The sequence below is a fragment of the Beijerinckia sp. L45 genome, assembly GCF_009765775.1.
GTDB lineage: Bacteria > Pseudomonadota > Alphaproteobacteria > Rhizobiales > Beijerinckiaceae > RH-AL1.
The window spans coordinates 1,580-13,436 of the sequence record NZ_LMUU01000270.1; the positions used below are offsets into that span (position 1 = coordinate 1,580).

At 63.7% G+C, this 11,857-nt stretch carries 13 protein-coding genes; 8 read left to right on the plus strand and 5 right to left on the minus strand.

The features are described 5' to 3' along the window. The 4 genes from GSQ79_RS27340 to GSQ79_RS27355 form a co-directional block, all read right to left on the minus strand. Nucleotides 1-429, minus strand: a 429-nt coding sequence (locus GSQ79_RS27340; RefSeq protein ID WP_158811897.1) for a DUF3382 domain-containing protein, incomplete at its 3' end; no start/stop codon positions are given. Nucleotides 430-431: 2 nt separating this feature from the next. Continuing rightward, entirely contained in the window at nt 432-1,346 is a 915-nt protein-coding gene (locus tag GSQ79_RS27345) for a branched-chain amino acid ABC transporter permease LivH (RefSeq protein ID WP_158811898.1), read from the minus strand. 213 nt (nt 1,347-1,559) lie between these two features. Next, nucleotides 1,560-2,654, minus strand: coding sequence for a branched-chain amino acid ABC transporter substrate-binding protein (locus GSQ79_RS27350; protein WP_158811899.1), 1,095 nt, complete (start codon nt 2,652-2,654; stop codon nt 1,560-1,562). 118 nt (nt 2,655-2,772) lie between these two features. After that, the gene (locus GSQ79_RS27355) at nt 2,773-3,363 is read right to left on the minus strand and encodes an isoprenylcysteine carboxylmethyltransferase family protein (protein WP_158811900.1); all 591 of its coding nucleotides are present in this window, start codon (nt 3,361-3,363) and stop codon (nt 2,773-2,775) included. Nucleotides 3,364-3,483: 120 nt separating this feature from the next. On the opposite strand from GSQ79_RS27355, the gene GSQ79_RS27360 reads away from it, so the two are divergent. After that, nucleotides 3,484-3,720 carry a hypothetical protein gene (locus tag GSQ79_RS27360; protein WP_158811901.1) on the plus strand — a complete coding sequence of 79 codons (237 nt, stop codon included), beginning with the start codon at nt 3,484-3,486 and terminating at the stop codon, nt 3,718-3,720. Nucleotides 3,721-3,741: 21 nt separating this feature from the next. On the opposite strand, the gene GSQ79_RS27365 is transcribed toward GSQ79_RS27360, so the two are convergent. Next, on the minus strand, nt 3,742-4,488 hold the full coding sequence (locus tag GSQ79_RS27365) for a YebC/PmpR family DNA-binding transcriptional regulator (RefSeq protein WP_158811902.1): 747 nt from the start codon (nt 4,486-4,488) through the stop codon (nt 3,742-3,744). Between the two features lie 235 nt (nt 4,489-4,723). Here GSQ79_RS27365 and GSQ79_RS27370 point away from each other — a divergent pair, with 235 nt between their 5' ends. The 7 genes from GSQ79_RS27370 to GSQ79_RS27400 all read left to right on the plus strand — a co-directional run bounded on the left by GSQ79_RS27370 (nt 4,724) and on the right by GSQ79_RS27400 (nt 11,788). Beyond that, nucleotides 4,724-6,094 (plus strand): diguanylate cyclase, encoded by a 1,371-nt coding sequence (locus tag GSQ79_RS27370; RefSeq protein ID WP_158811903.1) that lies wholly within the window; start codon nt 4,724-4,726, stop codon nt 6,092-6,094. 403 nt (nt 6,095-6,497) lie between these two features. Further along, nucleotides 6,498-7,061: a F0F1 ATP synthase subunit delta gene (locus tag GSQ79_RS27375; protein ID WP_158811904.1), complete on the plus strand. Its 564-nt coding sequence runs from the start codon at nt 6,498-6,500 to the stop codon at nt 7,059-7,061. Next, the gene (atpA, locus tag GSQ79_RS27380) at nt 7,061-8,590 is read left to right on the plus strand and encodes a F0F1 ATP synthase subunit alpha (protein ID WP_158811905.1); all 1,530 of its coding nucleotides are present in this window, start codon (nt 7,061-7,063) and stop codon (nt 8,588-8,590) included. Before GSQ79_RS27375 ends, atpA begins: the two co-directional genes overlap by 1 nt. A gap of 130 nt (nt 8,591-8,720) precedes the next feature. Further along, complete coding sequence (locus GSQ79_RS27385; protein WP_158811906.1) at nt 8,721-9,605, plus strand: F0F1 ATP synthase subunit gamma; 885 nt, start codon at nt 8,721-8,723, stop codon at nt 9,603-9,605. Nucleotides 9,606-9,647: 42 nt separating this feature from the next. Then, nucleotides 9,648-11,096 (plus strand): F0F1 ATP synthase subunit beta, encoded by a 1,449-nt coding sequence (gene atpD / locus GSQ79_RS27390; RefSeq protein WP_158811907.1) that lies wholly within the window; start codon nt 9,648-9,650, stop codon nt 11,094-11,096. A gap of 8 nt (nt 11,097-11,104) precedes the next feature. Next, complete coding sequence (locus tag GSQ79_RS27395) at nt 11,105-11,356, plus strand: hypothetical protein (protein WP_158811908.1); 252 nt, start codon at nt 11,105-11,107, stop codon at nt 11,354-11,356. 33 nt (nt 11,357-11,389) lie between these two features. Further along, a complete protein-coding gene (locus GSQ79_RS27400; RefSeq protein WP_158811909.1) occupies nt 11,390-11,788 on the plus strand; it encodes a F0F1 ATP synthase subunit epsilon in 399 nt (132 codons plus the stop codon). Nucleotides 11,789-11,857: the final 69 nt, after the last annotated feature.

Sequence of the window (11,857 nt, forward strand, 5' to 3'; positions counted from 1 at the left end):
GCCGAGATCGAGCAGGCCGGCGAGACCGACCACGATGTTCAGCCCGAACCCGAGCATCACGTAGATCAGGAAGGTGGTCGCGAGGTCGAGTTCGTAGCGCGTGACGAAGGGTGTGAAGGGATACACGACGGCGAAGCCGAGGATCACGACGAAGGCTGTCGAGAGCTTCCGGCGTTTTGGGATTGGCAGCCGCATCGTCTTGAACGAAGCCGGCACCGCGAACCGGCCGCCGCCAAGCTCCATCGCAAACCGGCCGGCGAAGACAACCGCGACCGCAATCGCCACCCAGAGCGGGCGATAGGCCAGGCCGTTGCGCCCGTCGACATCTTCGAGGCGGACGCCGATGAAGGGGATTGCCAGGACCAGCGCGACGAGCGCCGCAAGCCCCGCTTTCTTCACGGCCTCTGCCGACGTCGACGCGGGAGGCATGCTCAAACCTTCTGCAAGTGCGATTTGCCGAGCAGGCCGGTGGGCATCACGGTGAGGACAAGGATGAGGACGGCGAAGACGGAGACGTCCTTGTAGGCGCCGGAAACATAGCCGCCCCAATAGGCTTCCACCAGCCCGATGAGCAGGCCGCCGAGCATGGCGCCGGGGATCGAGCCAATGCCGCCGAGCACCGCCGCGGTGAACGCCTTCACCCCGGCCAAAAAGCCGATGAAGAAATCCACCGAGCCGTAATACAGCGTCACCATCAGGCCGGCGCCGGCGGCCAGCGCGGCGCCGATGACGAAGGTGAGCGAGATCGTGCGGTCGACGTCGATGCCGAGCATCCCGGCCATGCCCATGTCCTGCTCGCAGGCGCGCTGCGAGCGGCCAAGCTTGGTGTATTCGATGAGCACGGTGAGCACGCCCATCAGGCTCACTGTAAGCAAAATGATCGCGATCTGGATCGTCGAGATGCGGACGACGAAGCCGTCCTGCTCGAACAAGGTGACGCCGCCGGTGACGGTGATCGGCAGGGTGCGCAGCTTTGCGCCCTGCAGCAGCTGCACGTAATTCTGCAGGAAGATCGAGACGCCGATCGCCGAGATCAACGGCGCCAGGCGGAACGAACCGCGCAGCGGCCGGTAGGCGATGCGCTCCACCGCCCAGCCATAGGCGGCGGTGAAGAGGATCGCGATGAGCAACACCAGCACGATGGCGAGCGGCGCCCAGGTGATGCCGATCAGACCGAGCGCGGTGAAAGCGATGAGCGAGATGAAGGCGCCGATCATAAAAATCTCGCCGTGGGCGAAATTGATCATGCCGACGATGCCGTAGACCATCGTATAGCCCAGCGCGATCAAGCCGTAGATCGAGCCGAGCGTCAGGCCGTTGATGGTCTGCTGAAGAAAATAGGCCATGAAATCCGTTTGCTGCGTTCGAGTCCCCTCCCCCTTGCGGGGAGGGGTTAGGGGTGGGGGTCCTTCAACAACGCTGAGGAACACCTGGACCCCCCACTCCCAACCTCGCCCCCGGAAACAGGTCAGGCCTGCCTGACTTGTTCGCTTTGGATGCTCAACAAGGGCAAGCCCTTGTTGAGTGGGGAGAGGAGTAGATCGAGGCCGACGTCCGCGCTACTTCATCGGCGTATATTTGCCGTCCTTCCAGACGTAGACGACGAAGGGCTCCATGTTGGGGTCGCCTTTGGCGTCGAAGGCCATGGTGCCGAGCACGGTGTCGTAGGATCCCTTGTGCAGTTCGTCCGTCACCTTGCCGCCGTCGGTCGAGCCGGCGCGCTTGACGGCATCGGCGTAGGCGGTGACGGCGGCATAGGTGTAGAGGGTATAGCCTTCGGGCTCATACTTGGCGTCGCGGAAGGTTTTCACGATGGCCGCGGCGCCGGGGTTGTTGCGCGGGTCGGGGTAGAAGGTCATGAGAAAGCCGTCGGAGGCCGGGCCGGCGATGCTGCCGAATTCCGTCGCCGCGACGCCGTCGCCGCCCATGAACGTGGCTTTAAGCCCCTGTTCGCGCGCCTGGCGAACCAGCAGGCCGGCCTCGGCGAAATAGCCGCCGAAGAAGACGAAGTCGACGTTCGCCGACTTGAGGCGGGAGATGATCGTCGAAAAATCCTTGTCGCCCTGGGTGACCGTATCGTCGAGCACCTGCTTGACGCCCTTGGCGTTGAGCGCGCTGCGCACGCCGTCGGCGAGCCCCTTGCCGTAGGTCGACTTGTCATCGACGATGGCGATCTTGCTGCCGAGTTTTTTTCCGACAATGGCGGTCGCCGCGATCGCCGCCTGCTGGTCGTCACGCCCGCAGGTGCGGAACACGCTCTTCATGCCGCGATCGGTCAGCTTGGGATTGGTCGAGCCCGGGCTGATCATCGGAATGCCGGCCTCGGCGTAGACTTCGGAGGCCGGGATCGAAGAGCTGCTGCAGAAGTGTCCGATGATGCCGCCGGCGTTGGCGCTGGTAACCTTGTTGGCTGCGGCGACCGCCTGCTTGGGGTCGCAGGCGTCGTCCTCGAGTTCGAGAACGATCTTCTGGCCCTTGATCCCGCCGCTGGCGTTGATCGCCGCGATGGCGGCCTGGGCACCGTGTTTCATTTGATCGAAGAAGGACGAATACTGTCCGGTCATCGGGCCGACGAGGGCGAGATTGACATCGGCGTTCGCAACACCAGACAGCATGACGAGGATGGCCGTCGATGCATAGAGAGTCTTCAACATGATGATGGCTCCAGCCCCGGTGATGTGGGGCCCGTTGGTTCTACGTCTTCCTATAGATCTACGCGAACCTGCCAAGTGGCTGGCCAGCGCGGCTCAACACGACGACGGCATATTGGGCTCAGCAGGAAATGTTCCACGCACGGCGTGTCGGCCAGGGGACGAGCATCGGAACCCGCCGGCGATAGGCCGCATAGGCGTCCTCGCCCAACTGCTCGCCGAGGAACTGCTCTTCGACGCGTGCCTTGAGCCAGAAACCGCCGACGAGAGCGGCGAAACTGACCAGCGCCGGAAGATTCGCCGCCGCGATATCCGATGTCAGCGCGGCCCAGAGGATGCCGGTATAGATCGGATGGCGCACGAGGGCGTACGGGCCGGTGTCGATGACGCGATGATTCTGCTTTCGCGTGATTGCGGGGGACCACAACGGGCCGAGGTGCAGCCGCGCCCACCAGGCGAAGAGAAATCCGGGGATCGTCGCGAAGGCCAGCGCATAGGCGCCGCCGCGACCGACGTTCCACCAGCGCGGCGAAGCCATGCCGGCCTGATGCCAGGCCAGAGGAAAGACGATGGCGAGGACGATGAGCGCGTAAGGCAGCCATACGGCTCGCCAGTCCCGCCGTTCGACGGCGGGCGCCGACCAGAACGCTGCGAGGATCCACGACAGCGCCCATAGGCTCCACGTCGTGTCGAAAACCACAGACGGCGTCATGGGCTTGTCCTCGGGTGATGGTTCCGGAGCCGGTTTTCGCGCAGCCTTGCATCCAATTGCCGCCTCGCACGGTTAAGCTGAGGACGGCATGATTAAATGCGCGATCGAGGAGTAAAACCGATGACCATGACCGGAACGATGTGCGCGATCGGCACGATCCTCATCATGGCCGCGACTTGCCAGCCGGCTGCGGCGGCGACGCGCCACCACGGCCATATCCGCCACTACAGCCATGCCCACGTCTACAGCCGTTTTGGCCGCGTCGATCCCGACAATTACGGCGTCTACGGCGGCCCGGAGACCGGCTTCTTCGCCGGACCGAGCTATGGCCGCACCAACGGCTACGTCTATTATTGAGCCGTAGCGAACCGGACGCGCCTAGCCGCCCAGCCGCGCCATCAAGGCGTCCGAGATCTCGAAATTGGCATAAACGGTCTGGACGTCGTCGTTTTCTTCCAGATTGCCGATGAGCTTCAAAATCTTCTCGCCGGCCTCGTCGTCGACCAGGATGGTGTTCTGCGGCTTCCAGCCGAGCACCGCCTTGCGCGGCTCGCCGAGCTTGGTCTCCAGCGTCTGCGCCACGCTGCGCAGGGCCTCGATCGAGGTGATGACTTCATGGCCATCCTCGCTGGAGGCGACGTCGTCGGCGCCCGCGTCGATGGCGGCTTCCAGCATCTGGTCTTCGCTCGCTACTTTGGCATCGAATTCGATCAGCCCGATGTGGTCGAACATGAAGGCGACCGCGCCGCTTTCGGCCAGCGCACCGCCTGCCTTGGTGAAGTAGGAGCGCACTTCGCCCGCCGTACGGTTGCGATTGTCGGTCAGCGCCTCGATGATCACCGCGACGCCGCCGGGCGCATAGCCCTCGTAGCGCACTTCGTCATAATTCTCGGCATCGGCGCCCGACGCCTTCTTGATGGCGCGGTCGATGTTGTCCTTGGGCATGTTCTCCTGCCGCGCGGCGATACAGGCGGCGCGCAGCCGCGCGTTCATCGCGGGGTCGGGAAGGCCCATCTTAGCGGCGACGGTAATTTCGCGGGCAAGCTTGGAGAAGAGCTTGGAGCGGATCGCGTCCTGCCTGCCCTTCTTGTGCATGATGTTCTTGAACTGACTGTGGCCCGCCATTGCCGCTTCCTCGATGCCCCTCTGATTGATCAGGAACGCTCCATACGCCGCGCGGGCGCAGAAGGGAAGATTGGCGATCGGCGCCTCCGCCCTGACGCATGCTGGTTTCCTTTACGGAAGGAATTTTACCAAAACGGCTCGATAGTGCCGAAAAATCCATCATTTGCGTGAGAGTCTGTTTAGATCTGCGCTGTATTGATGGGCGATACGTTCACGTCTTTTAAGGGCTACGGCCTTGCTGTTTCGTATTTTCGACCGCTTGACGGTCGACCAGGCAGACTCCCGCGACGCCGCAAGCGACGCGGAGTTGACGGCGGCGATCGCGGCATCCTTGTCGAGCGGCAAGGGGACGGCCCGGTTTTGCCCGCTGCTCGCCGCGCGATTCGAGACGGATACGCGAGCCCAGCGCGTGCATCATCTCCGGCGGATGATCTGGCTCGGCGTCCTGGTTTCCAACGTCTACAATCTTTCGGGCTTCATCACGCTCCCGCATTATGCGTGGCTGAACCTCTGTCTCCGGGTCCTGTTGCTGACGCCTGTCGCAATCGGCCTCTCCGCCATGGTCGACAACGTGAAGGACAAGTTCCGGGAGGGGCTTTGCGCCATCGGCATGATCGGCACCACCGGCATCCCGATGCTGCTGTTCTTCCTCAGCAGCGATCCGTTGGCGCCGTTTACCACCGGCGAAATCATGCTGTGCGTGCTCTATGCGAACACCACCATGCCGTTGCGCTTTCCCTGGGCCTGCATCGTGTCGGCGACCGTCCTGGTCGCCCTGGCCGCGTGCGTCTGCAGCAAGCCGGAACTCGGCTGGGGCCTGTCGGCCGCGATCATGCTGAATATGATGACGACCGTCATCTATAGTCTGGCGGCCAATTACCGAATCGAGCGGAGCGAGCGCCGCGACTATCTCCTGACCCTCCGGGAGACCCTGCGGGTGAGTTCGCTGACCGCCGACAACACCGCCCTGACGCAGCTGTCGACGACCGATGCCCTGACGGGCCTGTCGAACAGGCGCTTCCTGGAGGATCGCACGAACGCTTTCGACCATGCGATCGTCCAGGGCCGGCACATGGCGGTCATCATCGTCGATGTCGATCACTTCAAAACGTACAACGACTTCTATGGCCACCGGGCGGGCGATGAATGCCTTCGGCAGCTGGCAGCGGTGTTCCGCCAGAATCGTCGGGACGAAACCGATGTGACGGTTCGCTATGGCGGCGAGGAATTCGTCGTCGTCCTGCAGGATCGAAGCACCGCGGAGGCCATGATCGTCGCCGAACGGCTGCGCCTTTCCGTGCAGATCCTCGCGCTTCCGCATGAAAACCGCAGCGACGGGGTCCCGCGGGTGTCCATCAGCCTTGGCGTCGCAGGAACCGATCTCTGCACCGGGCTGGCGCTTTCGGCGCTGATCGAGAGCGCCGATACCGCCCTGTATCAGGCGAAGTCGGCCGGTCGGAACCGGGTGCAGCATGCGACCGGCAGCACGAGCGCGATGCAGACCAAGCTCGAAACGCGGCTCGACTCCGGCACGCTGCCCGCCTCCGTCTCGCGCCCGGCGCCGGTGATCGGCAGGCGCCGGACCGAAGAATGGATCGAGGGATAGGTCCCTGCGCCGCCGCCGTCCGAACCCACCGCTGTGAACCCACCGCCTGTTGCGTGATCTTGCGCCCTATCGTCGGATCGCAACGCTGCCCGCGCGGTGTCCGATCGCGGCGTGGACCAGACCGCTCAGGGTTGCGCACAAAAAAGCCGTATGTTACGGACCCGTCGCCGTGCGGAGCGGGCTGCCGAGAGGCACCGCGCCCTAGCCAAGCATCATTTGCTCTCGAGTCGCGGATCTCTGGATCTGCCTGATTTTTCGAGCCTGTGAGCGGGTCACGAGAGCGTTTTGCGACCGGGTTGCTTTATCCTGTCGTCGGCAGACCGCTCTAAATCGACAAGATGGATCGTGGTGTCTCGGAAGTCTCCCGGCTTCGGAACGCGCTCCAAAGGTTCAGGGGCAGGGATTGGCGAAAGAGGAAACACTCGTCTCCGGGATGGCTGGGCGCTATGCGCAGGCCTTGTTCGAGCTCGCCAAGGAATCCAAGACCACCGATCAGGTCGCCAAGGATCTCGTCGCGTTCCGTGGCCTCGTTACCGAGAGCCCGGACTTCGCCCGCTTCGTCAAAAGCCCGGTCTTCACCGCCGAGGAGCAGGTCGCAGCGCTTAACAGCATCCTGACCAAGGCCGGTATCGCCGGTCAGGCCGCAAAATTTCTCAAGCTGGTCGCCACCAAGCGCCGGCTGTTCGCTATCGACGACATGATCGCCGGCTACCAGCGCCTCTATGATGCGTCGCGCGGCATCTCGCGCGCCGACGTCACGGTCGCCGAGCCGCTGAAGGACGCGCATGTCGCCGCCCTGAAGAGCGCCTTGGCCGAAGTCGCCGGCGGCACGAACGTCGAAGTCACCGTCACGGTCGATCCGTCGATCATCGGCGGCATGATCGTCAAGCTCGGGTCCCGCATGGTCGACTCGTCGCTCAAGACCAAGCTCAATTTGATCCGCACACGCATGAAAGAGGTCGGCTGATGGATATCCGCGCCGCTGAAATTTCGTCGATCCTCAAGAACGAGATCGCCAATTTCGGAAACGAAGCTGAAGTCACCGAAGTCGGGCAGGTTCTGTCCGTCGGCGACGGCATCGCCCGCGTCTACGGCCTCGACAACTGCCAGGCCGGCGAGATGGTCGAGTTCGAGTCCGGCGTCCAGGGCATGGCCCTGAACCTCGAGAGCGACAACGTCGGTATCGTCATCTTCGGCTCCGATCGCGAGATCAAGGAAGGCCAGACGGTCAAGCGCACCGGCGCCATCGTCGACGTGCCGGTCGGCAAGGGTCTGCTCGGCCGCGTCGTCGACGCGCTCGGCAACCCGATCGACGGCAAGGGCCCGATCGAGGCGGCGCACCGCGCCCGCGTCGACGTCAAGGCGCCGGGCATCATTCCCCGCAAGTCGGTGCACGAGCCGATGGCGACCGGGCTCAAGGCGATCGATGCCCTGATCCCGATCGGTCGCGGCCAGCGCGAGCTGATCATCGGCGATCGCCAGACCGGCAAGACCGCCGTCGCCCTCGACGCGATCCTCAACCAGAAGTCGCTGAACCAGGGCACCGACGAGAACGCCAAGCTCTATTGCGTCTACGTCGCCATCGGCCAGAAGCGTTCCACCGTCGCGCAGTTCGTGAAAGTGCTCGAAGAGCAGGGTGCGCTGGAATATTCGATCATCGTCGCCGCGACGGCGTCGGATCCCGCCCCGATGCAGTTTCTGGCGCCGTTCGCCGGCTGCGCGATGGGCGAATTCTTCCGCGACAACGCCATGCATGCCCTGATCGTCTATGACGATCTCTCCAAGCAGGCCGTCGCCTACCGCCAGATGTCGCTGCTGCTGCGTCGTCCGCCCGGCCGCGAAGCCTATCCCGGCGACGTGTTCTACCTGCATTCCCGCCTGCTCGAGCGCGCAGCGAAGCTCAACGACGCCCGCGGCGCCGGTTCGCTGACCGCTCTGCCGGTCATCGAGACCCAGGCCAACGACGTGTCGGCCTACATCCCGACCAACGTGATCTCGATCACCGACGGCCAGATCTTCCTGGAAACCGACCTGTTCTACCAGGGCATCCGTCCGGCCGTGAACGTCGGCCTTTCGGTGTCGCGCGTGGGATCGTCGGCGCAGACCAAGTCGATGAAAAAGGTTGCCGGCAAGATCAAGGGCGAGCTCGCCCAGTATCGTGAAATGGCCGCCTTCGCCCAGTTCGGCTCGGATCTCGATCCCTCGACGCAAAAGCTGCTGGCCCGCGGCGCCCGCCTGACCGAGCTTCTCAAGCAGGCGCAGTTCTCGCCGCTGAAGATCGAAGAGCAGGTCTGCGTGATTTACGCTGGCGTCAACGGCTACCTCGACAAGATGGCCGTCGACAAGATTCGTCCTTTCGAGGACGCGTTGCTGGCGCAGCTTCGCACCAAGCACACCGCTCTGCTCGAGACGATCCGGTCCTCCAAGGATCTCTCCGACGACTCCGCGTCGAAGCTGAAAAGCCTCGTCGAAGAGGTCGCCAAGAGCTTCGTCTAACTCCAACGGGAGCGTGTTCTCCTCGAAAAAGTCTGCAACTTTTTCGGAACACGCTCTGACTGTCCTGCAGCTCAATGACGGCATCCGGCGTGGCTGAACGCGCCGGACCAGCCTTCGAGACGGAAGCACAATGCCCTCGCTAAAGGACCTCCGAAACCGCATCTCCTCCGTCAAGGCGACGCAGAAGATCACCAAGGCGATGCAGATGGTCGCCGCGGCCAAGCTGCGCCGCGCGCAGCTGGCGGCGGAAGCCGCGCGTCCTTACGCCGAGCGCATGGAAAAAGTGCTGGCGAGCCTCGCCGCCGGTCTCGGCGCCGGCTCGAACGCGCCGGCCCTGATCAGCGGCACCGGTTCGGACCAGACGCATCTGCTCATCGTCTGCAGTGCCGAACGCGGCCTCTGCGGCGGCTTCAATGCCTCCATCGCCCGCCTCGCCCGTGACAAGGCCAACGCGCTGCTGCGTGAAGGCAAGACGGTCAAGATCATCTGCGTCGGCAAGAAGGCCTACGATGTCCTGCGCCGCCAGTTCGGCGACAAGATCATCGAGCTGATCGAGCTGCGCGGCATCAAGGCCCTGAATTTCGGCGTCGCCGAGCCGATCGGAGCCAAGATCATCGACCTCTTCGACAAGGGCGAGTTCGACGTCTGCACCCTGTTCTTTTCGCGCTTTCAGACGGTGATCCTGCAGATCCCGACGGCGCTGCAGCTGATCCCGCTGCAGATCCCGGAAAAGGCCGACGCCCAGGTGACGAGCACCGGTGCGGCCTATGAATACGAGCCGGAGGAGGAGGACATTCTCGTCTCCCTCCTGCCGCGTAACATATCGGTGCAGGTGTTCCGTGCGCTGCTCGAAAACGCGGCCTCCGAACAGGGCGCGCGGATGAGCGCGATGGACTCGGCGACGCGCAATGCCGGCGACATGATCAAGAAGCAGACGATGCTCTACAACCGCTCCCGTCAGGCCATGATCACCAAGGAACTCATCGAAATCATCTCGGGCGCCGAAGCGCTCTAACCGCGCTCGTTCGCGCCCCGACATTTTAAAGAGGACTAGACCATGGCCGAAGCCGCCACCAACAAGCCCACGGGCCACATCATCCAGGTCATCGGCGCCGTCGTCGACGTCAAGTTCGATGGCCACATGCCGCAGATCCTGAATGCGCTGGAGACCGAGAACAACGGCAACCGCCTGGTTCTCGAAGTCGCCCAGCATCTCGGCGAGCATGCGGTGCGCTGCATCGCCATGGACATTTCCGAAGGTCTCACGCGCGGTCAGCCTGTGACCGACACCGGTGCCCCGATCATGGTGCCGGTGGGCGAGCAGACGCTCGGCCGCATCATCAACGTCATCGGCGAGCCGGTCGACGAGCTCGGCCCCATCAACACCGAAGACCGCCGCGCCATTCATCAGCCTGCGCCGTCCTATGCCGACCAGGCGACGGAATCGCAGATCCTGGTCACCGGCATCAAGGTCGTCGACCTGCTCGCGCCATACGCCAAGGGCGGCAAGATCGGCCTGTTCGGCGGCGCCGGCGTCGGCAAGACCGTGCTGATCATGGAGCTCATCAACAACGTCGCGCGTGCCCACGGTGGCTACTCCGTGTTCGCCGGTGTCGGCGAGCGCACCCGCGAAGGCAACGATCTCTACTACGAAATGATCGAGTCGAAGGTGAACGTCGACCCGCACGAGAACGGTGGCTCGGCCGCCGGCTCCAAATGCGCCCTCGTCTACGGTCAGATGAACGAGCCGCCGGGCGCCCGTGCCCGCGTCGCGCTGACCGGCCTGACCATCGCGGAAGACTTCCGCGACAAGGGGCAGGACGTGCTGTTCTTCGTCGACAACATCTTCCGCTTTACCCAGGCGGGCTCGGAAGTGTCGGCGCTTCTCGGCCGTATCCCGTCCGCAGTGGGCTATCAGCCGACGCTCGCGACCGACATGGGCGCGCTGCAGGAACGCATCACCACCACCACCAAAGGTTCGATCACCTCGGTGCAGGCCATCTACGTCCCGGCCGATGACTTGACCGATCCGGCGCCTGCCACCTCCTTCGCCCACTTGGACGCGACGACCGTGCTGTCGCGCTCGATCGCGGAAAAGGGCATCTATCCGGCCGTCGATCCGCTCGACTCGACGTCGCGCATGCTGTCCCCCCTCGTCGTCGGCGAAGAGCACTACAGCGTCGCCCGCAAAGTCCAGCAGACGCTGCAGCGCTACAAGTCGCTGCAGGACATCATCGCCATTCTAGGGATGGACGAGCTCTCGGAAGACGACAAGCTGACCGTGGCGCGTGCGCGTAAAATCGAGCGCTTCCTGTCGCAGCCGTTCTTCGTCGCCCAGATCTTCACCGGTTCGCCGGGCAAGCTGGTCCCGCTCGAAGATACGATCAAGGGCTTCAAGGGCTTGGTCGAAGGCAAGTACGATCACCTCCCCGAGGCCGCGTTCTACATGGTCGGCGCGATCGAAGAGGCCGAAGCCAAGGCCGAGAAAATGAAGGCCGACGCGTAGCACTGACGATGACGCTGAACACCAAGGTCGCGACGCTGCTGCTCGGTCTTCTGATCGGCGCGGTCGCGGGCTACCTGACCAAGCCGGAAACGGCGCAGATCAAGATCGGCGACATGTCGGTCGAGTTCAGCAACAATCACGTGTCGTCGGGGTCTTCCGACGATCTGACGAGTGGGCAGGCGCGGCACATCATGCTGTACACGCTCATCGGTGGCGTGGCCGGCCTGCTGGTCGGGTTTGCCGTCGACCGTCGTCGATAGGTTTGCGACGCTGCATTTAGGGACGATACGATCATGGCCTCCTTTTCCTTCGAACTCGTCTCGCCCGAGAAGCTCCTGTTCTCCGGTCAGGTCGACGCCGTCATCGCCCCGGGCACCGAAGGCGAGTTCACCGTCCTCAAGGATCACGCGCCGTTCATGACGACGCTGAAGCCTGGCGTCATCGAGATCGACGCCGGATCCAAGAAGGAAAAGCTGTTCGTTCGCGGCGGCTTCGCCGACGTGGCGCCGAACGGGTTCACCATCCTCGCCGACTATGCGATTCCGCTCGGCGAGCTTAGCGCCGCCACGATCGATGCCGACATCGCGACGGCGGAAGCCGCTTTGAAGGATGCGATCGGCAACGAGACGCATCGCTTGGCCCAGGAAAAACGCGACCAGCTGCGCGAGCTCAAGGCTGCGCTGCACCTCTGAGGCCGCGAGGCGCGCCGCAGTCCTGCTTTTGCCCAGATTTTCGGTGAAATAGAGCGTGTTCCGAGCGGA

Bases quoted from the DNA above. Each gene is read 5' to 3' on its own strand.
- GSQ79_RS27345 (WP_158811898.1), bottom strand. From the start codon at position 1,346: ATGGCCTATTTTCTTCAGCAGACCATCAACGGCCTGACGCTCGGCTCG.
- GSQ79_RS27350 (WP_158811899.1), bottom strand. From the start codon at position 2,654: ATGTTGAAGACTCTCTATGCATCGACGGCCATCCTCGTCATGCTGTCT.
- GSQ79_RS27355 (WP_158811900.1), bottom strand. From the start codon at position 3,363: ATGACGCCGTCTGTGGTTTTCGACACGACGTGGAGCCTATGGGCGCTG.
- GSQ79_RS27360 (WP_158811901.1), top strand. From the start codon at position 3,484: ATGACCATGACCGGAACGATGTGCGCGATCGGCACGATCCTCATCATG.
- GSQ79_RS27365 (WP_158811902.1), bottom strand. From the start codon at position 4,488: ATGGCGGGCCACAGTCAGTTCAAGAACATCATGCACAAGAAGGGCAGG.
- atpA (WP_158811905.1), top strand. From the start codon at position 7,061: ATGGATATCCGCGCCGCTGAAATTTCGTCGATCCTCAAGAACGAGATC.
- GSQ79_RS27385 (WP_158811906.1), top strand. From the start codon at position 8,721: ATGCCCTCGCTAAAGGACCTCCGAAACCGCATCTCCTCCGTCAAGGCG.
- atpD (WP_158811907.1), top strand. From the start codon at position 9,648: ATGGCCGAAGCCGCCACCAACAAGCCCACGGGCCACATCATCCAGGTC.
- GSQ79_RS27395 (WP_158811908.1), top strand. From the start codon at position 11,105: ATGACGCTGAACACCAAGGTCGCGACGCTGCTGCTCGGTCTTCTGATC.
- GSQ79_RS27400 (WP_158811909.1), top strand. From the start codon at position 11,390: ATGGCCTCCTTTTCCTTCGAACTCGTCTCGCCCGAGAAGCTCCTGTTC.